The 25,380-nt window shown below is 50.3% G+C and carries 12 protein-coding genes; 9 read left to right on the top strand and 3 right to left on the bottom strand.

All coding sequences use genetic code 11. The annotated features are described in order from the left end of the window. Positions 1-327: 327 nt before the first annotated feature. Positions 328-1,896: an L-glutamate gamma-semialdehyde dehydrogenase gene (gene pruA, locus ACE3MZ_RS05420; protein WP_411345456.1), complete on the bottom strand. Its 1,569-nt coding sequence runs from the start codon at positions 1,894-1,896 to the stop codon at positions 328-330. Positions 1,897-2,116: 220 nt separating this feature from the next. Here pruA and ACE3MZ_RS05425 point away from each other — a divergent pair, with 220 nt between their 5' ends. Beyond that, positions 2,117-3,886 carry a sigma-54 interaction domain-containing protein gene (locus tag ACE3MZ_RS05425; protein WP_411345457.1) on the top strand — a complete coding sequence of 590 codons (1,770 nt, stop codon included), beginning with the start codon at positions 2,117-2,119 and terminating at the stop codon, positions 3,884-3,886. Positions 3,887-3,990: 104 nt separating this feature from the next. Here the strand turns inward: ACE3MZ_RS05425 and ACE3MZ_RS05430 are convergent, their stop codons facing one another. Both ACE3MZ_RS05430 and ACE3MZ_RS05435 read right to left on the bottom strand, forming a co-directional pair. Further along, positions 3,991-4,905, bottom strand: a complete 915-nt coding sequence (locus ACE3MZ_RS05430; RefSeq protein WP_411345458.1) for a proline dehydrogenase family protein — start codon at positions 4,903-4,905, stop codon at positions 3,991-3,993. 355 nt (positions 4,906-5,260) lie between these two features. Further along, complete coding sequence (locus tag ACE3MZ_RS05435; RefSeq protein WP_411345459.1) at positions 5,261-6,907, bottom strand: methyl-accepting chemotaxis protein; 1,647 nt, start codon at positions 6,905-6,907, stop codon at positions 5,261-5,263. Positions 6,908-7,252: 345 nt separating this feature from the next. On the opposite strand from ACE3MZ_RS05435, the gene ACE3MZ_RS05440 reads away from it, so the two are divergent. From ACE3MZ_RS05440 to ACE3MZ_RS05475, 8 genes are all read left to right on the top strand, one after another. Further along, positions 7,253-8,488: an aminopeptidase gene (locus ACE3MZ_RS05440; RefSeq protein ID WP_411345460.1), complete on the top strand. Its 1,236-nt coding sequence runs from the start codon at positions 7,253-7,255 to the stop codon at positions 8,486-8,488. 557 nt (positions 8,489-9,045) lie between these two features. Further along, complete coding sequence (locus ACE3MZ_RS05445) at positions 9,046-11,430, top strand: glycoside hydrolase family 3 N-terminal domain-containing protein (RefSeq protein WP_411345461.1); 2,385 nt, start codon at positions 9,046-9,048, stop codon at positions 11,428-11,430. Positions 11,431-11,700: 270 nt separating this feature from the next. Beyond that, on the top strand, positions 11,701-15,519 hold the full coding sequence (locus tag ACE3MZ_RS05450) for an alpha-mannosidase (RefSeq protein WP_411345462.1): 3,819 nt from the start codon (positions 11,701-11,703) through the stop codon (positions 15,517-15,519). 8 nt (positions 15,520-15,527) lie between these two features. Further along, positions 15,528-16,847 (top strand): glycoside hydrolase family 125 protein, encoded by a 1,320-nt coding sequence (locus tag ACE3MZ_RS05455; RefSeq protein ID WP_411346708.1) that lies wholly within the window; start codon positions 15,528-15,530, stop codon positions 16,845-16,847. Between the two features lie 169 nt (positions 16,848-17,016). Continuing rightward, positions 17,017-20,187 (top strand): beta-galactosidase, encoded by a 3,171-nt coding sequence (locus ACE3MZ_RS05460; protein ID WP_411345463.1) that lies wholly within the window; start codon positions 17,017-17,019, stop codon positions 20,185-20,187. Between the two features lie 158 nt (positions 20,188-20,345). Next, the gene (locus tag ACE3MZ_RS05465) at positions 20,346-21,788 is read left to right on the top strand and encodes an alpha-L-fucosidase (protein ID WP_411345464.1); all 1,443 of its coding nucleotides are present in this window, start codon (positions 20,346-20,348) and stop codon (positions 21,786-21,788) included. Between the two features lie 410 nt (positions 21,789-22,198). Continuing rightward, a complete protein-coding gene (locus ACE3MZ_RS05470) occupies positions 22,199-23,263 on the top strand; it encodes a response regulator (RefSeq protein ID WP_411345465.1) in 1,065 nt (354 codons plus the stop codon). Next, positions 23,260-25,236 carry a sensor histidine kinase gene (locus tag ACE3MZ_RS05475; protein WP_411345466.1) on the top strand — a complete coding sequence of 659 codons (1,977 nt, stop codon included), beginning with the start codon at positions 23,260-23,262 and terminating at the stop codon, positions 25,234-25,236. The genes ACE3MZ_RS05470 and ACE3MZ_RS05475 overlap by 4 nt, the downstream gene beginning before the upstream one ends. The last annotated feature ends 144 nt before the right edge of the window (positions 25,237-25,380 follow it).

Genomic DNA, 25,380 nt, shown 5'->3' on the forward strand with positions numbered 1-25,380 from the left:
GTCATTGTGACTGATTTACACACAAAGTGCAACAATGACAGCATATCCCGATGATTGGATCACCTATTTACTTCAACAACATTCCATGCTTCAACATCATATAATTAATATGTTATGCAGCATGCTTGCACAACTTACACAGCTAATACATATCATGCTTACGTAGCTTACGCGTATTATATCTACGCAGTTAATGCGTATTATATCTACTCAGCCAATGCGTATTATGCTTATGCAACTAATGGATATCATACTTACGTAATTCACATCCATCGCCCTATCGTGTTGTTCATACCTGCACAATCTGAGCCTTCCTGTGCAAATGAATTACAGTTTGCGGGAAGTCAGCTTTGCTTGAGTAAACAGCAGCAGATAATCATGTCCGCCAGCTTTGGAGTCCGTACCCGACATATTGAATCCGCCAAATGGATGCGCCCCAACGAGTGCGCCTGTACATTTGCGATTGATATACAGATTGCCGCAATGCATCTTGTTCAGAGCTTCATCGATCCGCTCTTCATTGTTGGAAAAGAAGGAGCCAGTCAATCCGAACTCGGTATCGTTATAAATGTCGATTGCTTCGCGGTAATCATCGGCAGGGCAAAGCGCCAGCACTGGTCCGAAAATCTCTTCCTGCATCACGCGCGCGTTACGATTCACATCGGCGATAATCGTCGGCTGGATATAGTAGCCGTTGCCGTCCGCCCGTTTGCCACCTGCCAGCAGGCGACCTTCGGTTTTGCCGATCTCGATATAGTTCATGATTTTATCGCATGAAGCCTGATCAATGACCGGTCCAGCGGGATAATTATCCTCTGGTAAGCCGCTGGACAGTTTACCAGTCAAGGTGACGATCTTCTGAACGAGCTCGTCATAGACTGAGCGTACGATTACTGCGCGCGAACCAGCAGAACATTTTTGCCCTTGAAAGCCGAAGGCGGAGGAAACAATCGCCTGTGCTGCTGCATCCAGATCTGCCGTTTCATCTACAACAATACCGTCCTTGCCGCCCATCTCTGCGATCAGGCGCTTAATCCAGATTTGTCCATCCGCCGTATCGGCAGTTAATTTGCTAATACGCAGTCCAACTTCCTTGGAGCCGGTAAAGCTGACGAACCGTGTGTGTGCATGGGTGGTCAGATAGTCGCCCACTTCAGCACCGCTACCCGGTACATAATTGATCACACCCGGTGGCAAGCCGATTTCTTCCATCAGCTCTACAAAGGCGTGTGCAATGGCAGGCGTAGTAGAAGCCGGTTTGAGCAAGACGGTATTACCGGATACGATTGCCGCTGTCGTCATACCGACGCAGATCGCCAGCGGGAAGTTCCACGGTGGAATGACGATGCCAACACCGAGTGGAATGTAGGACAGGCGGTTATCTTCGCCAGCAACAGCAGTGAGCGGTTGTGTCTCGTTGATCTGATCCAACCGAATCATTTCGCGTGCGTAAAATTCCATAAAATCAATCGCTTCCGCTGTATCGGCATCTGCTTCTGCGTAATTTTTGCCGGATTCCAGAATCATCAATGCGGAAAATTTATGCTTGCGCTCACGCATCAATTGAGCGGCATGAAACAGGTAGTCGGCGCGCTGACGGGGTGGTACGGTTTTCCACGTTTCAAAGGTGGACAATGCCGTTTGCATCGCTTGCTCTGCCAGTTCGCGATTTGCCTTGCTGACATGGGCAATGATCTGATCGGTATCGCCCGGGTTGATGGAAGTAATCACATCATCGGTAAAGAATTGTTCGCCGCCGATATGCAGCGGAATCTTGCGTCCCAGTTCACTTTTTACTTTGTCCAGTGCTTTTTTCATGGCATCGCGGTTTTCCGGTACGCTAAAATCAACAAATGCTTCATTGGCAAACGGTTTGATATTCGTCACTTTACTCATGATCCATATCCCCTTTCGGATGGTTAAGCCTGATGAAATAAAATCGGTTGATGGACGAAGCTTCCTGTTCAAGCATCAATGGCAGATGAACAGTCGTTCCGAACGTAGCAACACTGATGATCCATTCCCGCCATGCCTTACACAGCGGTATGTTGGCGGTTGTAAGGAGTAGCAAGCTCATGTAAAATGGATACAAAATAACACGAAGTGAGAGGTTGTTATGTTCAATAATGAACAGATCGTGATGGAAACTACATGGACACAGTTGAATATACAGGATGAGCGTGACACACTGCTGCAACTGCTGGAAGACGGTCAAGCGGTATACGTGCACACATCGGACGACAAGCATTATTTATGGACAGCGGACGATCTGGCGTTCTGGCGCAATTGGGACGGGACATTGCATGATGGTGTTCATTTGTTTGCACCTTCAACGCTTGTGAATGCTGCTGCGCTACAGCATGGCAATGATGACCAGTCGTGGCTGCCTGCATCGATCCAGCGTCCACTGCTCCTGACGGATACCGACAACAACGATGTGCTCATCGGTTGGTTAACGGCTCGGCAAGTTGTTCAGCAACTTGTTACGAACAAGCGTCGTGCGGAATTATATCTGGATGTATTGCTGGATACGATGACCGATGCAGTCACTGCCATTGACCGCGATGGTACGGTGCTCTGCTGGAACGAGATGGCTGCCGACATGTACGGCATTCCACGCGAGCGCATGATTGGACGCAAAATCAGTGATCATTTTAGCCCGGAATCGCTCATGCTATTGCAGGTGCTGGACAAAGGGCGTCGGGTGCGCAATATGTACCACCAGTCGTCAGAAGGCACACATGTGCTCATCAATGCTTCGCCGATTGTGGACGATGCGGGTCATATTGTTGGCGGGTTGGCGTCAGAGCAAGATATTACGCATCTGGTCAAATTAAATCAGGAGCTATCTTCGGCACAGGTAAGCATTCACGAGACACTGCCGCGCGGCGATGATCCATTCACTCTGATGGACGGGCAAAGTCACAGCATTAGCAAGGTGGTACGCATCGGCAAGAAGGTCGCTGAACTGAATACACCAGTACTGCTGTACGGTGAACCCGGCTCTGGCAAAGAACAGCTGGCACGGGCTATTCATCTGGCAGGTGCATACAGCGATGCTCCATTTCTGAGCATTAATTGCGGCGCGATTCCACCGGGGCTACTGGATAGCGAGCTGTTTGGTTTTATCGGCGGCACCTATTCTGGGCAAGATATTCAGGAAGCGGGTAAATTGGAGCAGGCAGGTTACGGCACCTTATTTCTGAACGAGATCCATCGTCTCACCCCGGAGATGCAGAACAAGCTATACCGCGCGCTGCAATCCCGTTCCTTCCGCCGGTATGGCGGTCAGGAAGAATTACCGCTGCATACGCGTATTATCGCCGCCAGTCGTTCCGATCTGGAGCAGCTAGTTGCCGCCGGACAATTCAGTTCGGAGCTGTATTATGCACTCGGCGTTGTCAGCATTACCGTTCCCCCGCTGCGTGAACGCAGAGAGGATATCGCGATTCTGGTACACATGTACTTGCGCGAATTTGCCATGCAATACCGTAAATCGTTACCGAAAGCAGCGCCGGATGTGATGTTCGCTTTTGCCCGTTACGATTGGCCGGGCAATGTCGCTGAGCTGAGAGCAGTGATCGAACGCTGCGTCATTTTGAGCGATCATGACGAGTTGCAGCCAGAGCTATTACCGGATGCTTTTCAGAAATTTCTGCATCTGCCGACGACAGCGCCTGTTACACTTCCGCCTCGATCCACGAGTTCTAGCGAAGCTCCTGTGCGGCATCAAGGATTAAAAGCCCGCATTACAGATGAAGAGGAAAAGGAACGTATTCAAGAGGCGATCCGCAGTGCTTCCGGCAACAAAAGCACTGCTGCCCGCATGCTAGGCATCTCGCGCGGTACGCTGTACAACAAGATGACCAAGCATCAGCTGCTTTGATGACAGCAGATGTACCGATCGGAATGTACAACATTCCATACTAGCCAGCCATCCTGCCGTCCGTTTGTTCATGCACAGTGATTGTATGAGGAACGGGCGGCTTTTTAGCGAAATAGATTTTTCATCACAAACCATACATTAGCTGGACGTTCGGCAAGACGGCGCATATTGTAGCCGAACCAGTCGCGTCCATACGGTACATATACGCGCACTTTGTAGCCTTCCTGCACAAGTCGCTTTTGCAAATCTTCGCAAATGCCATACAGCATTTGAAATTCAAATTGCTCCAGCGGAATGCCGCGCTCGCTAACCGTTTCTTTGACAAACCGGACGATTGTCTCATCGTGTGTAGCAATCGCGGTATAATTGCCGTTGCGCAGATGTTGGAGAATGATGCTGCGGTAATTGGTATCGACATCTTCTTTGGCTGGAAATGCGACGGTTGCTGGTTCTTTGTAAGCGCCTTTGACCAATCGCAGATTCGCATGCAGTGCATTCAATTGCTCCACATCTTCCGATGTACGGAACAGATATGCCTGCAATACGATCCCTACATTGTCAAACGATTGTCTCAATTCCCGATACACATCAAGCGCTGGCTGGCAATGCGAATAATCCTCCATATCGATCCGAACGAAGTTACCATAACTGCGCGCCCGTTCTACGATCTGCCGCATATTGTCCAGACAAAGCTGGCGATCAAGATCCAGCCCTAGCGAAGTCAGCTTGAGCGACAGATTGGATTGCACACCACTGCTGTGTACAGCATCCAATGTTGCCAGACACATCTGAAGGGATTCCAGTGCTTCCTCGCGTGTGGAAATGAATTCACCCAGATGATCCAAAGTTGCCAATCGTCCATCCAGATTCAACTGCCGCACCGCCTGAATCGCTTCTTCAATGGTAACGCCTGCAACAAACCGTTTGGCACCAAAGCGCAAACCGTACTTTTTTGCCATCCGATTCGCTGACGGATTTTTGGCTAGGGATTGAAACACATTGCGAAGCATCGTTTCCATAATACCCCTCTTTTCCACAATAACTGGTTGAATACACTTTCATTCTAGTCAGTCTGATAAATAATGTACACAAAAATGTTCAAAATAATACGAAAAAGTGTGAAAAAGTTTGTTTATCTTTGATTAATTGTTCAATATTGAACAATTAGGCGAGTTATTCTTAACCTAATCTGAGGGGGCGAGAATGAAAGGTCGAAAACCAATACAGCAAAAACCAAGATAGCAAAACGAAAGCATATAAAACGGAAACCTCGAAAGCCTCGCTATCTGCAATCGTCAAAAGCAAAAGAAAGCTCCCTTCATAGAGATGAATGAAGGGAGCTTTGAATGCTATATAGACGTTGGATGGATATCGTTAAGCGATATCAGCGACGGCAGTAGTCGAAGCACGATGAGCATGCAATCGGTTATGGGAATCAGAGTCAACGTTCTGAAGCGAATGAGTGGATGAGCGGGAGTGAGTATCATGTTGCTGGCTGAATTGCTGCATAAGGTCGCTCAGCTGGTCGCCCATTTTGTTTAATTGATCGGCTTCGTTACGTACTGCATAGCTATGTTCGAGTTGCTGATTGACTGTGCCAGCAACCATTTGCTGACTGTTTAGCGATTGCTGGATCATCTCGGTCACATAATGTGTCGCTTCATTCACTGCTTCCGCATTGCGATCCAGCTCTAGTGTACGCGTCGTGATCTGCTCTACCTGCTGACCGTTAAGCTTGGTCGCTTCCACAATATGACGGAACGTCTCATGCGTCTGCCGCACATCATCCAGTGTCAGGCGCATTTGCTGTGCACCGCGTTCGGATGATTGCAGTGCATTGCCGGTCGCGCCAGTAAACTCGTTAATGATGGCGGACATACGTTGCAGTGCATCCGCGGTTTCGATAGACAGCTTTTTCACTTGTTGGGCGACAACGGCGAAGCTTTTACCGTGTTCACCAGCGCGTGCAGCTTCGATGGAAGCGTTCAGCGATAACAGATTCGTTTCCTCGGCAAGGTGAGCGATAATACCGATAAAGCGGGCAATTTCCTGTGCGCGATCATCGACACCGTGAATCCCGGCAGCCATTTGCTCCACATCAGATTGCAAAGAAGATATACGCTCAGTGATCTGATCCAGCGATTGTCTGCCATGTTGGGCACGATCAATCGTTGTCGCGGACGATTGGCGCAGCTGTTCGAGTGCGCTGGCGATATCGTGAATGGCAGCAGTCATACGGTTCAGCTTGTCCTCGCTCTGCTGCTGGGAAGGCAGCAATTGACTTGTCGCGGCGCTGCTAATCTGCTCAACGGAACGGGCGATTTCTTCGGACAGCAGGACGAGCGATTGCGAACTGGTCTGCAAGGAACTAGCGGATTGCTCCATATACTGTCCGGTATGTTGCAGATTGTTCAGGGCGGTACGATTCAGCTCATCGGCGCTATGCTTCTGAGCTTCTAGCGAACGGGTCGTCCGATGCTTGGTCACAATGAGCAGACTGGCAGCAGCGCTGGTCAGCAGCAAGAATACAGCGTGAATGAGCAGCAGGGAGAAGGAATAATTCATATGCCCACAGATTAGCTCTGGAAAGAGGAAGAAGCCTGCGATATGATGCACCGCAAAAATTACCGTCGTCAGCAGTACCAGTTTTAACGAATCGTAAAAGGCGACAAAAGCGACGACCATAAATACGGAAAAGTGGTACTCGACCAATCCGTCACCAGCAGCAATCAGCGCGATACTACCAAAGGTCAGAATCAACGTATTGAGTACGGGCAGATAAGCGTGCATCGGCTGTTTGGCGAACAGGCTCAACGATACGAGGAACAGAATAAGTGGAATAGCGAGCAATACATAACGCATCGGTTGCACATGATCCATACTGCCGTGCGACATATGATCCATGTCCATATTCATAGGAACGGGAATGATGGTAGTAAACGTATGCAGCGCAAACACGATAAAAGAGAGCGCTACCGTAACAAGGCATAACATGTTCATAACTTTGTTTTTTTCATACATCAATGAGGGGCTCCTTTGGGCATCAAGATCGTTGGTGGGGTAGAGATGACATGCAGGGTGATGTCGGATGGGGGATTACACGGTATAATGAGGAGATGGTGACGCTGTATATCCTTCATGACCTGTTTCGTATCCGGTGTATCACTTCACAGATACCTTATACACTGAAAAGTTTAAAATTGAATCAATGGTTTTGTTCGATATTATAGGACGTTATTCAGTAGAAAGAAATTGTTTTCGACAAAATTCATCAAATCTACATTCAATTTTGTCAAATACAAAAACAGGTGTTTAAACAAGGAAACAGATGTAAGGATTTTAGCGACAGAGAAGGGGATAGAACGAATGAGTACATTGACAAACATGTTAGAAAAATACGCCGAACTGGTGATCAAAGTAGGAGTGAATATTCAGCCCGGACAGGTGCTTATCGTCAATGCACCGCTGGAGACCGCCGATCTGACAAGACTGATCGTTGCCAAAGCGTACGATGCTGGTGCCAAATACGTAATCGTAGATTGGGATGATGAAGCCGTTACCCGCATTCGCTATGAGCACGCCGCAGACGATACCTTTGACTACTATCCGCAATGGCAGGCGGAAATGATGGAGAAGTTTGCTCAAGAGGGCGGAGCGATTCTACGTATTAAAGTACCGAATCCTGAGCTGTTCACTGGCATCGATTCGTGGAAGGTGTCCACTTCGGTCAAAGCAGCGGCGATTGCTAATGAGAAGTATAGCGTCTTCACCCGCAACAGCCGCATTAGCTGGTCGCTGATCAAAGCGCCAACAGCCGCATGGGCGAACAAAGTGTACGCCGACCTGCCGGAAGCTGAACGCATCCCGGCAATGTGGGAAGCAATCTTCATGATGAATCGGGTCAAAGCGGACAATGATCCGGTTGCCGCATGGCGCGAGCATATTGAACATCTGCGTCAGGGCAAAAACCTGTTAAACGGCAAACAATACAAAAGTCTACATTATCGCGCGCCCGGAACTGATCTGCATGTCCAGCTGCCGCAAGGTCATCTGTGGCGCAGCGGCGGTGGAGAGAATGAAGCGGGCGTCTATTTTGTCGCTAATATGCCGACAGAGGAAGTATATTCGATGCCGCATCGCAATGGCGTGAACGGCACAGTTACGAGTACGATGCCGCTCAATCTGAACGGTCGTCTAGTCGAGGGCATTCAATTAACCTTCAAAGATGGCAAAGTGGTGGAATATGATGCAACATCCGGTCGCGAGCATCTGACTTCGCTTCTGGAAACGGATGAGGGCGCACTGCATCTGGGCGAAGTGGCATTAGTGCCGTATGATTCGCCAATCTCGAACCTGAACCGTATTTTCTACAATACAGGTATCGATGAGAATGCGTCCTGCCACTTTGCGCTGGGCAGTGCGTATCCGACCAATCTGGAAGGCGGCACCAAGATGAGCAAGCAGGAACTACTGGATCACGGCGCTAATGTTAGTCTGACACACGTCGACTTTATGGTCGGTTCGGCAGAGCTGGATATCGACGGCGAATTGCCAGACGGCACGATCGAGCCAGTATTCCGCAAAGGCAACTGGGCGTATTGAAGGAAATGAATACTATCGCAATGAAACGAAAGGAGCAGTGTCGTATGATGACGCTGCTCTTTTTTGTATTCCATTTCTATCATCTGAACGTATATCCGAACAGACATACAGAATGGTGAAATTCTTTTTATTTTGTGAAATTTTTTTTCATTTCTATCCATTTGGCAGAGCGTCTCTATGCTGTCATAGCCGAAGGATGATATGGTAAATGACGTATAATCGTTTGAAAATGGGGAATATGAAGGCTGAAAACATTGCTATTCCCAATTTTGTTGGCATAAAGCAGAAAGGGGGCGATAGGAGTTGTAATTTCTGATTTTCAAGTATATGTGAAAATAATTTTTATAATAAAAAATAAATCTTTTATCGTTCTGAGACAGGTATCCCCGGTTCGAGGCAGAAATACTACACACAACCAGCCGCTGTCGGCATGTCCCGCGCGGAGCTGGAGCATCACCAAATAAACAACACAGGATTGCGCTGCAGCCAGACACATTCTACATTCCACCAATCGCACAGGCAGCCGCGCCACGAAAGGATCAAAGGTGACTATACACATGAGTTACAAAGACCCATCGACACCGTTGCAGGAACGGGTACAGGATTTGCTGGCACAGATGACGCAGGATGAGAAGATCGGACAATTGGTGCAGCCATTCGGCTGGCGCATGTTTGACAAACAGGAAGATGGCACAATTACGCTGACCGAAGCGTTCAAAGAAGATATTGTCGCTGGCAAGATCGGCGCATTGTATGCAGCCTTGCGCGCCGATCCGTGGACAGAGGTTACGCTGGAAACCGGGCTGTCCCCGCGCGAAGGAGCGGCGGCGCTGAATGATATTCAGAAATTCGTCATCGAGAACTCGCGGCTAGGCATTCCACTTATGTTTGGTGAAGAATGTTCGCATGGACATATGGCAATTGGCGCTACCGTTTATCCAGTGCCATTATTGGCAGCGAGTACATGGAACCCGGAGCTGTATGAGCAGATGTGTCATGCAGTGGCAGTGGAGACGCGTAGTCAGGGGGGCGTAGCAACGTATTCGCCAGTGCTGGATATTGTACGCGATCCACGCTGGGGGCGTACCGAGGAAACGTACGGCGAAGATCCGTATCTCGCATCACAGCTAGCCATGGCGGCAGTGCGAGGATTACAAGGAGAATCGCTGGACGGACCGGACAGTGTGATTGCAACGCTGAAGCATTTTGCTGGATATGGCGCGTCTGAAGGTGGACGCAATGCTGCACCTGTACATATGGGCATGAAGGAATTGCATGAAGTCGATCTGATGCCATTTCGCAAAGCGGTAGAAGCGGGGGCGATCTCGATCATGACCGCGTATAACGAAATCGACGGCGTGCCATGTACGTCAAGCGATTATTTGCTGGATGAGGTGCTGCGCAAGCAGTGGGGGTTTGACGGTTTTGTCATTACGGATGCGAGTGCGATGAATATGCTCGTAGGTGGCTACAACATCGTAGAAACAGGTGAGCAAGCAACCGCCCTTTCCCTGAAAGCAGGCATTGATCTGGAAATGTCGGGGTATATGTTTGGCAAATATCTAAAATCCGCGTTGGAGCAGGGCATCGCCGACGAAGCGCATCTGGATCAGGCAGTGCGCCGTCTGCTAGAGATCAAATTCCGATTGGGGCTGTTTGACCATCCGTATGTCGATCCTGACCGCGCAGAACGTGTGATTCATTCGCCCGAGCATGTAGAGTTGGCACGCGAAGTAGCTCGTCAAGGCATTATTTTGCTGAAAAACGATGCTTCAGCACTGCCACTCTCCGCTACACATACGGGGAACATTGCCGTCATCGGACCGAATGCCAACAAGCCGTACAATCAGCTTGGCGATTACACATCACCGCAACCAGCTGGCAAAGTAGTAACGCCGCTGGAAGGCATTCGTCAGCAGCTGGCAGACGCCGGACAGGAAGAACGCCTACTGTATGCACCGGGTTGCCGCATCAAGGATGGTTCGCTGGAAGGGATTCCGTATGCACTGGAAATCGCAGAGCAGGCAGAGACGGTCATACTCGTGCTGGGCGGTTCCAGTGCGCGTGATTTTGGCGAAGGAACGATCGATCTGCGTACCGGGCAATCGCTTGTGCATGATTCTGAGGAGAGCGATATGGAGAGCGGTGAAGGCATCGACCGTGTTGATCTCAATCTCGCGGGCGCACAGCTGGAGCTGTTCAAGCAAATACAAGCACTAGGCAAAAAGCTGATCGTCGTTTATATCAACGGTCGTCCAGTAGCCGAGCCGTGGATCGACGAGCATGCGCATGCGATTGTCGAGGCATGGTATCCGGGGCAGGAAGGTGGGCATGCGCTGGCGGAAATTCTGTTTGGTCAAGTCAATCCATCCGGTCGATTAACGATCTCGGTACCAAAACATGTCGGACAATTGCCGGTGTATTACAATAGCAAGCGCACTCGTGGCAAGCGTTACCTAGAGATGGATCTGCAACCAGCGTATCCGTTTGGACATGGATTGAGCTATACGACATTCGCCTATGCAGAGCCTGTCGTGCGTCAGATCAACGTTTCGCTGGCAGCGATTCAGGCAACGACTGCGGCACAGGCAGTGTCAGATGCCCCCTCTTTGGCAAAGGCAAAGCATACACCTTCAGCACTCGTAGCCGAAGTGGATGTGGAGATTACGAATACCGGAGATGTAGCAGGTTGGGAAGTAGCACAGCTGTACATCTCCGATCTGGTCGCTACGTTTACGCGACCGGAGAAGGAGCTGAAAGGATTTGCCCGCGTATATTTGGAGCCGGGCGAGACGAAGACAGTTACGTTTACGATTACGACAGAGCATCTGGAGCTAGTCACTTCCAGTCTGGAACGAATCGTAGAGAGTGGTGAGTTCCATTTGCAAATTGGGGGCAGTTCAGCGGCTGGACAGGTCGTCTCGCTCACGATTACGAACTGAATTATGACTGTGTCATGAATGCATCACATATCTCGCATATACCTCAGCAACCCGCATGGCGAAAGGGATAGCATATGACACATACTCGCTCATATCTGACATATTGTATCCGCAAGTCACGTATAGCATAATTCCGGTAAGCTGTACTGCCTGATCGCACTTAGGCACAGGCAGTACAGCACATCTATGTTGTCTCAGTAAATTAGGTATATATCCTTGCGTATTCATCCGTATTCGTTCCATCAACCTTGAACTTCAGGGAGGCACACTATGCATCGTATTCAACGATTTCTCAAACATCTGGCGACTCACGAGTGGCTGGAACAGATTGAACTGAAACAATGGACAGTAGAGGAAGTACGCTATATTACAGCCGGACGATATGAAGTGCTGAAGCCGCGCCAGACGAGCGATCTGACACTTCGGTCAACACACGGCATTACGTATATGCTGGAAACGGATATCGAAGTTCCGGCGGAATGGACAGGTCATCCGGCAGCTATTGTATTTAGTGCTGGTGGCGGCGAAGGATTACTGAAGCTAAACGGTGAGTTGTACCACGGGTTGGATCGCAATCATCAATTTGTACCGCTGCGTACTGAACAGATCGGACAGACCTTACGGGCAGAGATTGAACTGTACGATCCGATTCCTGAGCCGCATGATCCGCTAAATGGTCAACCGGAATTCGTCGCCCCGCTGACGGGCTTCACTGCCAGTCTAGTCAGCATCAATGCCGGACTGCGCAGTCTGATGCACAGTGTGCGTCTGCTGCTGGATGCGTCACGTCGTTTGCCAGAAGGTGAGCTGCGTCGTACCGATATTGAGCATGCACTTATCGAATGTATGCAGGCGGCGTATAATCTGCCGCAGGAATCATGGGAATTGGAGCAGCCTTGGCTGCAATTGCAGCAGTTGTTGCAGGAGCGAGTGGGCAAATACGCGCCAGAAGCCGCTACCGATGGACGCATGATTATGGTCGGGCAATCGCATATCGATATCGCATGGCTGTGGCCCATTCGGGAAACTGTGCGCAAAAGTAGCCGTACCTTTTCGACGATGTGTACGCTGCTGGAACAGTACCCGGAATTTGTCTACACTCAGAGTCAGCCGCAGCTATTCGCATATGTGAAGGATCATTACCCGGAGCTGTATGTCAAGATCAAGCAATATGTTGCCGAAGGACGCTGGGAATTGGTGGGCGGCATGTGGGTCGAGCCGGATCTGAATATTCCGAGCGGCGAATCGCTGGCGCGTCAGTTGTTGTATGGACAGCGCTTTTACCGTGAAGAATTTGGACAGACGTCATCGATTGAGTGGCTGCCGGATACATTTGGTTATGCCGCTTCGTTGCCACAGTTGTTGCGGCAGGCAGAAATCCCTTATTTTATGACGACCAAGCTGAATTGGAATGACACGAATATATTCCCGTATGATCTGTTCCAGTGGGTAGGGATCGACGGCACGCCAGTATTGTCATATCTGAATCATGGAGTGAACGAGCATACGACAGTCAAAGATATCGACGAGCACTGGACATCGTTCCGGCAAAAGGATATTCATCCAGAGCAAATGCTGCTATATGGACACGGTGACGGCGGCGGCGGTGTGACGGAGGAGATGGTCGAATACGTACAGCACGCCCAGTGGATGATCGGTCAGCCCAAAGCCGAATTTGGTACGGCGAAGGAATTTTTTGATCATACATTGGAAAAGGGAGACGACCTTCCGGTCTGGCGCGGCGATCTGTATTTGGAGCTGCATCGCGGTACATATACAACCCAGGCATGGAACAAGCGCTACAATCGCAAAGCGGAAGTATTATATCGCGAAGCGGAAATTTGGGAACAACTGGCGGTGCTACATCTAAACCGCAGCAGTCTGGCGGCGAACGATAGTACTAGTGAAGCGGAAAAGGCAGACGTTCGTACGTTGCATGCCACAACAGCATCGACAAACGCACATTCGGCAGGAAACGATCCACATGCGGAACATATTCCGAACGATGTGATCGCTGCTGCAACTGATCCTGCTGGTGGAAATGCCGCACCTTCTTTAGCTGACGCCGCTGACGGCAATACTGTACCATCCGCAGCTGACTTTTCGGTTAGCCCGCTCATTCTGAACAAAGCGGATAATCATGCACCGATTACGGCAGAGCTGTTCCGAGCAGGATGGATCGGCATCATGCTGAATCAATTTCACGATATTGTGCCAGGCTCGGCAATTACGGAAGTGTATCATACGTCAGATGTGGAATATGAGGAGATTTTGCGTATCGGAGAAGGCGCATTGGATCAGGCGCTAGCGTTGTGGATAGATTCGTTATCGTTGTCCGGTGAAGGCACACCATATGCCGTATTCAATAGTCTCGGCTGGGAACGCGGCGAATGGGTAGATATTCAGGGCGACGACGATCTGAAACAGATTGCCGTATACGATGATCAGGGGAATCCGCTGGCATTTGATATTATCGTCAACGAGCTGGCAGAGCCAGTAGCAGAATTCCCAGCAGCACCAAAGCTACGATTTACCGCAGCCCGCAGCAAGCTACCTGGACGCGTACCGTATGGAGCGCAGAATACAGAACCAACAGCACAGCAATCCACTACAGCACATCAGAATAGTGATCACTCGCCAAACGCTAATCAAGAAGCAGCACCGAATCAGGATGCGGGTACATCTCCATTTACCCTGCGCATTCATGTGCCATCTATTCCTGCATTTGGCTATCGGGTGATCTGGCTACGTGAAAAAGAAACCGGGTTGTCATCCACTACAACGGTGCCGGATTATCAACCGGACGATCAACAAACGTACGAGCAATCAGATGTACATGAATACGAACACGAAGACGATGTGCAAAGTCCAGCGGATGTCGTGCTTGGCGCACAGGTTCCGGCAATCTGGGAAACGCCGTATTATAGCATTCGCTTTAACGAGCAGGGCGAGATCATTTCATTGTACGACCGGGAATATGAACGCGAAGTGTTAAAGCCGGGGCAAGCGGGCAATGTATTCGGATATTACCACGACCGTCCGACCTTGTGGGATGCGTGGGATGTAGACCCGCATTTTGATAATCAGGTGGCAGGCAAGGCGAATCTGATATCATCACGCGTCGTTATGAAAGGGCGCACTGGCGATATTTTGTATTTCCGCTGGGAGCTAGGTGGTTCGATCATTACCCAGGAAATGTATCTGTACAACCACCATCGGCGCATTGATTTTAAAACAGAAGTGAACTGGAATGAAAGTCATAAGCTGCTCAAAGTCGAATTCCCGGTTGATCTGATCGCCGAGCAAGCGACGTATGAGATTCCGTTCGGCGCACTAGAACGGACGATGAACAACAATACGTCATGGGAGCGTGCACAATTCGAAGTGTGCGGACATCGCTGGGCAGATGTGTCGGAAGGCAATTACGGCGTCAGCCTGCTCAACGATTGCAAATACGGCTATGACATCAAACATGCACGCCTGCGCCTTTCACTATTGCGTGCGCCAAAATGGCCGGATGGCGAAGCCGATATTGGGCAGCATGAATTTACGTACTCACTGCTTCCGCATGGCGGTAACTGGCGCGAAGCGTACACTGTCCGCGCAGCAGCAGAGCTGAACCAACCCGCACCAGTGCGGATGATTGCATATACACCAGCCGTTGACGCTACCATTGCTACGCAGTCGCAGTCGCAGTCGCAGTCGCAGTCGCAGTCGCAGTCGCAGTCGCAGTCGCAGTCGCAGTCGCAGTCGCAGTCGCAGTCGCAGTCGCAGTCGCAGTCGCAGTCGCAGTCGCAGTCTCTGCTGGACTACACCAGCGAGCATGTCGTGCTGGATAGCATCAAACCTGCAGAGGACGGTGACGGTACGATTTTCCGATTGTACGAATCGTCTGGCAGTCGGTGTGCAGCTACTCTTCGTCCGGGCAACTGGACAATGTCGGAACACAATCATAACGGGCAATGGATATTGACCAATCTGCTAGAAGATGAAAAGGAACAGCTGGAATCCGCCGATGGCGTAATGACACTGTCCTTTAAACCATACGAGATCAAAACGCTGAAATGGAAAGTAGGGACAACGCAATGACACAACCGATGGCGAATATTGCAATGAGTACGTTTGAACTGCCGGAAGTGATCAAGCAGACACTAGCAGAAGCGGAGCAGCGATTGGCACATCGTCCGAAGCTGGCACAGCAATTCCGCAACTGTTTTCCGAATACATTGGAGACGACAACCAAGCTGCTGGATGACGGCACGACTTTTGTCATTACCGGTGATATTCCGGCGTTATGGCTGCGCGATTCGGTCGAACAGCTGATGCACTATGTACCACTTTGCGGTAAGGACGAGCAGCTGCAACGGATCATTAGCGGGCTGATCCGTCGTCATATGTTCTATCTGTCGGTTGATCCATATGCCAATGCGTTTAACGAAACCGCTAACGACTGGCATTGGGACCCGGCGGATGAGACGGAGATGGGACCGTGGGTGTGGGAGCGTAAGTTTGAGCTGGATTCGCTTTGCTTTACGGTACGGCTGGCGTATCAATATTGGAAGCACAGCGGCAATTCGGACATTTTTGATAGTGGGTTTAAAGAAGGACTGCGCAGCATTTACAAGCTATGGCGCACTGAGCAGCAGCATATGGAACAATCGCCATACCGATTCACCCGGCGTAATTGTCCAGCGATTGATACGATCCGCAATCAGGGCAAAGGCATGCCCGTTAACTACACTGGCATGATCTGGTCGGGTTTCCGTCCTAGCGATGATGCATGCGATCTGCATTATAATATCCCGGCGAATATGTTTGCTGTTGTCTGTCTGCGTCAGATGCAGGAGATGGTGCGGTTTGTGTATCGCGATCTGGCATTTGCCGATGAGCTGGCACAGATGGAAGAGGAAGTGCAGCACGGCATTGAGCTGTACGGCATTTACCGTCACCCGGAATACGGTCCGATCTATGCGTATGAAACAGACGGATTTGGCAACTATTGTCTGATGGATGATGCTGGTACGCCGAGTCTGCTGTCGATGCCGTATCTGGGTTACTGTCGACCGGATGATGCTATGTATTTGCAGACACGCAAATTTATTTTGAGCAAAGAAAATCCGTTTTACTTTGAAGGCAAAGCTGCGCGTGGCATGGGCAGTCCGCATACGCCGCCGGATTATGTATGGCATATGGGTTTGTCGATGCAAGGACTCACCGCCAGCACAGACAAGGAAATGCTGGAGATGATTGATATGCTGGAGAGTACGGATGCCGATACCGGTTATATGCACGAAGGCTTCCATGCTGACGATCCACATACCTTTACCCGCCCGTGGTTTGCATGGTCGAATAGTCTGTTTTCCAATCTCGTGTACACCGCTATGCAAAAAGGGCTGCTGGATAATAATCACGCATAAGACGTATGTGCATGGTTAGAGGTGCATCTTAGGTGCAGATATGCATGCGTAAGTCACATATGCATATGTAGGTTAATGCATCGTTACATGTACACCTGTTTTGAATAGGCGGTCAACGGCAACAGATCCACTGAATGTATTCCAATTGATGATAAAAGGGAGATTACGCATGAATTCCATTCTATCCAATCATTCCTCTGCATTGCGTACCGTTATTTTTTACGATTCCGGGTTTCCGTTTGATGGGCAGCGTCCGGGTGAGCAACAGCTCGCTGAACTAGGGAGCGACGTTATTGTTGCCGATGCCGCGGGACTTGCGGATGCGCTGACACACGCAGATGTGTACGTGCATCTGCATGGCAGTTATTTTCCCAAAGAAGCATGGCATGCTATTTGGCAGCATGTACGGGATGGCAAAGGGCTGGTGCATCTGGGCGGTGTTCCGTTCCGCACACCGGTGCGCTGGACGGACAATGGCTGGCAAAAGGAAAATGATCAGACTGCATATCATCAGCAGCTGAATATTCACGAAGCGTTGCCGGTTGATCCCGCGCCGATTGCAAGCTACGCTGCCAGCACCGATATTCCGCTGCTGGCAGGTCAGGAGCAGCTATTTGCGATCGACGCTACATGGGGACTCGTCTTGCATGTTACCAAAACGGATGATCATCCGGGGCAGGGCGGTTCCAGTGGTCCGATGGATGCGCATATCTATCCATTGCTCAAGGGCATCTCGCAGGATGGACGCGAAGTGGCAGCACCCGTTGTATTGCTGGAACATACAAAAGGTGATTTTGCCGGTGGACGATGGGTATTTGCCAATCAACTAGCAGGAGAGTCGTTCTGGGAACAGGGCATCGCCGCGCTGCTAAGCTGGGCGCAATTCGCAGCACGCGGTGTAACTGAAATCTGGGTGAAGCCGAATTATGCCAGCTACGATCCGGGCGAGCGCCCGACGCTGACAATTCAATTGCAAAGCTTGCAGCGTCATGCAAGTGGCGGCGAGGTGACTGGTGATTGGACATTTGCGCTGGCATTGCACAACACCAGTGATCATCAAGTTTCCCAGTCTGCTGCTGAAGAACAAGCGGCAAGCAGTCAATCTTTACTGTGGAGTCATCAGCTGACCATTCCGGCTTTCCGTGAGCTGAACTTTGTCAAAGTACCCGTGGACATTATCGTGGAGCCGGGATATTACGAGCTGTATGTGACTATTACCTCACCGCATGGAGATGTCCGTCAAGTGCGTCAGGGCTTCTGGGGATTTCATGCGGAGCTGCTGGCAGCGGGCGAGATGCTGACCGTAGACCGTGATTATTTTCGCAAAGAAGGACGACCGTTACCGATTGTCGGCATGACCTATATGACTTCGGATGTAGCGCGCAAATATTTATTCCTGCCGAACGCGTCCGTCTGGGATCGTGATATGTTGCAAATGAAGCATGCAGGCATTAATTATTTGCGCACAGGGATTTGGACGGCGTGGCGATACATTATGTTTGTCGATGGGCATCCGTATGAGGAAGTGCTGCGGGCGATTGACGCCTTTATTTTGACTGCAAAGCGGCATGGGTTGGAACTGACCTTTAACTTTTTCGCCTTTACCCCGGAGCAGTGGGAAGGTGTGAATCCATATCTCGATCCGCGTAGTGTAGAGGCGCAGAAACGCTTTATTTCTGCCGTCGTTACCCGCCACAAAGACACTGCCAATCTGCATTGGGATCTGATCAACGAACCGTCCATGTTCCACCCGGACAAAACCTTCAGCGGTCCACAGCCGGTGTACGATCGCTTCGAGCTGGAAGCGTATCGCCACTGGGTGCAGCAGCGCTATAACAACGATATTGCCGCGGTACAGGAGCGCTGGAATATGACACCTGCCGAGCTGCCGGACTTTGCCGCAGTGCGACCGGTTAGCCCGGATGAGGTCAGCTTCCGTACTACATCCATTTATCCGAAAAAAGGCAATCGCTGGCTGGATTACAGCCTGTTCACGATGGATATGCACAATGCGTGGGCAACTGAATTGCGTGAGATGATTCAGTCCATTCAGCCACGTCAGCTAGTGACAGTCGGGCAGGATGAAGGGCTAGCAGGACAGCGTCCATCACCGCTACTGTATGCCGAAGCGGTTGATTATACAACCGTGCATTCATGGTGGGAAATGGACGATCTCGTCTGGGACGGTATTCTGACCAAAACACCGCAAAAGCCGAATCTGATTCAGGAAACTGGCATTATGTATATCGAAACGCCGGACGGTCGCGCGAAGCGTAGTGAACAGGAATTGAAATATATATTGGAGCGTAAATATGCGTATGCCTTTTCTACTGGCGGCGCGGGTGCAGTGCAATGGATCTGGAATATCAATTTCTATATGCACAATGTGAATGAGTCGAATATTGGGGCGGTGCGTGCCGACGGAACGGAGAAGCCAGAAGCGGATGTATCGTATGATTTTGGACGCTTTATGAATGAGATTCGCGATCTGTTTGAGCAGCGGACATTGGAGCAGGTGGCGGTCGTCTATCCATATTCCAATGATTTATCGACCCGTAAATTGGCGCGGGCAGCAACAGCGAAGCTGATCCGTACGCTCACCTATGAGCTGAATGTGCATCCGCGTGCATTTGGCGAATATCATCTGCATGAGCTGGAAAGTGGGACACCGCCGAAGCTGATCATCGTGCCAAGTGCGCATAATTTTCAGGACGACGCGTTGCAGCAGTTGCTGACGTATGTAGAGCAGCACGGAAGCACGCTGCTATTTACCGGACCGCTTGATCTGGACGAGTACTGGCAGCCGGTCAATCGCTTGCCAGATGTGACGGAGCAAGCACCGTTATCCAATGTACGCCGAGAGGAAGGATTACAGCTGGGCGATACTGTATTACCGGTATCCTTTGGTGGAACCTCAATCGCCGAATTGGTCAAGCAAGCACCATTGACGGGCATCTCACAGGTGAAAACTGTTCCGCTTGGCGCAGGCAAGCTCATCTGGAGCCCTCTGCCGGTGGAGTTAAATGACCGTACGGATACGTTGAACGCGTTGTACGAATATGCGCTTAACGAAGCAGGCGCAGAGCCGGAATTGCATTGGCAGCAGGGCGGCGATCTGCCGGGCGTATACGGACGTAAGCTGGATTTTGCAAAGGGAAGTTTGTTTATTTTCGTATCCGAATATGGTGCAGATGCATCGATTGCTATCACTAATCCATTAAATCAGCAGCAATACAGTTTCACACTGGAAGCTGAACGTACAGTCATGTTTGCCACAGATTGCGAGGGTGAGCTGTTGTCCGTGTACCGTCCGCATGAAGTGGAGATTCAGATGGATTAAGCCTATACAGGTATACATGCGCCGACATCCTGCCTGCATATTGGCAAAAGTGAAAAATGATCCACCTAAACGAAAAATGATCCCGCAGGAAAAATGTATCATGCCCGTAATTGTTTATAGAGAACAGGAATGAATCATCACGGGGGAGGCTATATGACATGAGCGATGCAAAAACGACTGAAGCAACAGACAAGGAACAGGAGCAGATTGACAAGCTGTTGGAAGTACAGGATGGTGTACACAATTACAGCAGTGAGGACGCTTGGGTGAAACCGGAAGACCCGTATTTGCTGGAACGATTGGAATGGTTCAAAGACCAGAAGTTGGGGCTGATGATGCACTGGGGACCTTACTCGCAGCTGGGCGTCGTCGAATCGTGGGCATTGAGCGACGATGACGGCGACTGGTCGCGTGATGGCATCGACTGGCAACCAGATGCGCAGGAGCTGAAGCGTGAGTATTTTGGACTGAACCAAACATTCAATCCCATTCGCTTTCAACCGGAAGAATGGGCAGAGCTAGCAAAAGAAGGCGGCTTCCGCTATCTGAACTTTACGACCAAGCATCATGACGGCTTCTGTATGTGGGACACCCATACGACGGATTACCGGATTACTGGCAAGGACACGCCGTTTCATGCCCACAAGTATGCCGATATTGTAGGCAATCTGTTCAACGCATTCCGCGAGCGCGGACTGGCAATCTCAGCATACTTTTCCAAAGCGGACTGGCATACGCCCTATTACTGGGCAGATGGGATGGAACGCGGACAACAGAGCTGGCGTGGACCAAGCTACGATCCACATCAATACCCGTGGCTGTGGGAGCAATTTGTCCAGTTTACTCATGACCAGATTGAGGAGCTGCTCACCAACTACGGTCGCGTGGACGTATTGTGGCTTGATGCGGGCTGGGTACGCGCAGGCAAGGGTGGACAGGATATCCGTCTCGGAGAAGTCGTCGATAAAATGAGAAAGCATCAACCATGGCTGCTATCCGCTGACCGTACCGTAGGCGGGGCTTACGAAAATATCGTCACACCAGAACAAACCGTACCAGAGCACGCCATGTCCATCCCGTGGGAAAGCTGCGTCACGATGGGCACATCGTTCTCATTCCGCTACGAAGATCAATACAAATCCGTGCGCCAGCTCGTACACCTGCTAATGGAGATCGTCTCCAAGGGTGGCAATCTGGCACTCAACGTAGGTCCACAACCCGACGGTCGTCTGCCCGAAGGTGCCATCGCCCGGATCAAAGGACTAGGTGCTTGGCTCAACACCTACGGCGAAGCCGTTTACAGCACCCGTAGCTGCGCCCCAGCCTATACCGACAACTGGGCATTCACAGCCAAGCCGTCTCAAAACAAAGTATACGCCAGCTACCTCTACATCGACGAACAAACCCAAGTCCCAACCATGCACACCATCCCTTACGAGGGAACCGTACAATCCATCGACCTGCTGGGCGAAACCATCACCGAATCCCTACATTTCCAACAAACAACCAAGGGCATCGAAGTTCACCTACCACCCTCAACCCCAACGAACTCCCAACCCCAAACCCCCATCGCCCACATCTTCCGATTGCACACAACCTAAAAACAAACCATCCAAACCAGCCCCCAAAGGCTGGTTTCTTTTCAATGCAAAATAAAAAACCAATCCCCCATCCCTCCCAGCTACCTACCCACCCCACATGCTTGCTTCTGCGTATAGATTAGATGCAAGCATCGCGGAACGTAGGGAAGGAAATAAGGGAAAAGGACGACTTTGGAGCCGCGGGAATCTTCATTCTCTCCCAACCCAAAGATTCCCGCGGCTCCACCGGAGTCCGTTCCCTTATTCCTTCCCGCAGTGCATGTTGCACTAGTCAAAACCCAAAGCACCACCATGTGCAAAAACATGATACAGTATGTCAGAACTATTGCCATGAATCTACAAAAAACGTTAAGATATGAACAATTCACATTCATTTCGACAAAAATCCCCATTACACAGAAGGTGACTATATGAGAGTACTGCTAGTAGACGACGACGTAATCGTTACAAAAGGCTTGCGTAATATTATCCCTTGGCACGAATGGAACGCCGAGATTGTGGGTGAGGCACGGAATGGCAGCGAAGCGCTGGAGATTGCCTTGCAGCGACACCCTGACCTGATCATTACCGATATCAAAATGCCGATCATGGACGGACTGGAGCTATGCCGCCGTATCCATGAGCAGATGACCGATACAGCGATCGTATTGCTAAGCGCGCACGAAGACTTTGACTATGCCCGGCAAGCGATGCAATACGGTGTACAGCAATACATCGTCAAGCCTGTCGCCAGGCCCGAGATTGAACAGCTGACCGACTATGTACGCGAACTCGCACAGCGGCGTGGACAGCGGTTAGATCATTATCATTCCCTGTTTGGCAAAGAGCTAGAACAGCGTTGTACCGAAGCATGGCAGGCGGGCGATATGCTATTTTTCCAGCAGCTATTCGATCATCAGCTGGCGGCAGAGTTGCCTCCGGCGGAAGTGAAGGCACTGTGTATCCGCGTGCTGAATCTATTGTTTGATTTTAACGACCGCATCGCTGGTGCTCAGTTGGGAGCGCGAGCAACGTATATGGATCGGTTGCTAGATTTGAAAACATCGCCCGAAGCGATCGCCTTCACCTGTGAATGGTGCAGCACGATGGGCAAGCTCGCAAGTGAGAAAAAAGACACCCGTCAGCATTCGCTAGTCGACTATGTAAAGCAGCATGTGCAGGAGCATATCCACGAACCCGATCTGTCGCTTGCCAGCATTGCCGCGCGATTGGATCGTTCCCCCGCCTATGTTAGCGCGGTATTCAGTCAGAATACTGGCACGAAGCTGGGGAGTTATATTACGTCAATCCGTATGGAGATGGCACGCCGCTTGCTGCTTGATCCGGCGGTGCCCGTGTATGCCGTATCCGAGCAGCTTGGATTTCTGGATTCGCATTATTTTGCCCGTGTATTCAAAAAGCAGGAAGGCATGACCCCGTCGGAATATCGCAATCTGTATCTGAACGGCAACTCTGCAACCGGAGCGCGGTCATGAGATGGGCGAGCGGCTGGCGCAGTTGGCTGGAGCGAACCGGCATTCGTGGCAAAATCGCTGTCTTGTTTATCGGCGTCATCACGTTAACTGCGGTGCTATCGAACGGGATTTTGTATGTTGTATTTACCGGCATTATGCGCGAGCAGCTATTGGAAGATCAGCAAAACATTATGCTGCAAAGCCGCAACAATATTCAAAATGTCGAGACTAGCATCGATCAGGCAACATATTATTTTTCCACTGACAAGACGATTGCCGATATTCTTAACCAACCAACGGCAGATGATATTGAACGGTATCGCAACTTGAATATTATGAATCAGCAGTTTATCAAATATCTGGATGTGCCGCTGAGTAGTGTGGTGAACGCATACTCGGCGCTTTTTTTCGTCAGTGATACGTCGCCTGTTGCGCAGACCCTGCCGACAACGAGCTTGCAGCTATTGGGCGGGCTGTCGGATTCCGGGGGCAATCGCTTTTTCAGTCCACAGCTAGCGGCAGGTGAGGAATGGTTCAAGCGGACGGTAGAGCTGCAAGGAACGCTGAATATTTTCTATGCAGATGGTGATCAGGAGCATGTGTACGTTGCCAAGCAGGTGCGCAATCCACTAATCATGAACAGTAACAATGAAATGGGCGTCGTCGTGATCGCTATCGACAAAAATGAATTTGGACGCCAGATTGAGAATTCCCAGCTGACGAGCGGAACGCGCTTGTTGCTGGCAGATCAGAGTAATCGGGTGCTGTACAGTAACGACCGCTCCTGGACAGGCGTGCAGATTACGGATGGCGGACAGCTGGCACCGCTGCTGGAATACGCCGATGTGGGCGGCAGCACCGATTTGGATTATAACCATACCTCGTATATCGCTGACGTGTACCCGCTAAAATGGGGCTGGAATCTGGTCGCCCTCATTCCGTACAGCGATGTAACCGAGCGTTTGTCGATCATTCGCTATCTGATCGCTGGCATTACCGGGCTGGTCATTGTAGTGGGCGTCGTACTGACGCTGATCGTGTCCAACAGCATCGCTCGTCCAGTAATCAAGCTTGCCAATGTTATGAAAAAGATCAAGGATGAGTCCAATATCGACGTATTTATCGAGCCACCAGAGCAGAATGAAGTTGGCGTGCTGTACCGTCAATTCAACAACTTGATGCAGCGCATTAACGGTCTGGTTGACGATGTAGTACGCAGTGGGGAACGGGAGAAGCAGGCGGAGATGAAAGCGTTACAGGCGCAGATCAATCCGCATTTTATATACAATACGCTGGATTCAGTCAACTGGCTGGCACTGAGTCGCGGGGAGGACGATATTGCAACGATGGTATCTTCGCTTGCAGCGATTTTGCGTTATAGCATTCGTGAGCCGGGAGAAAAGGTTCCGCTGGAGCAGGAAATCGACCATGTGCGCAACTATGTCAGCATCCAGCAGATGCGATATGGCAACAATTTTGACGTGCAATATGATATCAATTCCCAATTGTATCGATATCCGGTACCCAAATTCATCATTCAGCCATTGATCGAAAATGCGATCCAGCATGGAACAGAGCGGCATAGCGGACAGGGTCATATCGTATTGCGCGCACAGATCATAGAAGGTACGCAGATCGAACGATCATATGGAAAAGCTCCAGTGATCGATGGCATAGATATAAGCGATCTATCGCAGCAGGTATCATTGCAGCACCCAGTAACGCCGCCGATATCAGATGATGCAAGTTCTCACACGATGTCGTGTATCCGATTGATCGTTGAAGACAACGGACCGGGCGGCGATATTGTCACGCTGAATCAGTATTTGAATGATCAGCAAGAAGTATTACCTAGCTCTGACGGTATCGGCATCCGCAATGTACATCAGCGTATCCGTCTGCACGACAATGACGAACGATACGGATTGCATTTTGAATATGAGAATGGAGTAATGAAATCTATCATCACCCTTCCGTATGAGGAGAGAAGATAACGCTTACCATAAAAATATGCACCTTATCTAAAAAAAGTACGCTATCTATGCTGTCATCGTTAGAGGATAATAAGTCTATACACAAGAAACGACAACAGAGCCGGATGAAAGGTCATGACGATCTGATTCCGCTCATGCCCTTCC

Origin of the sequence: Paenibacillus sp. WLX1005, assembly GCF_046603685.1 — a bacterium.
Classification (GTDB): Bacteria; Bacillota; Bacilli; order Paenibacillales; family Paenibacillaceae; genus Saccharibacillus.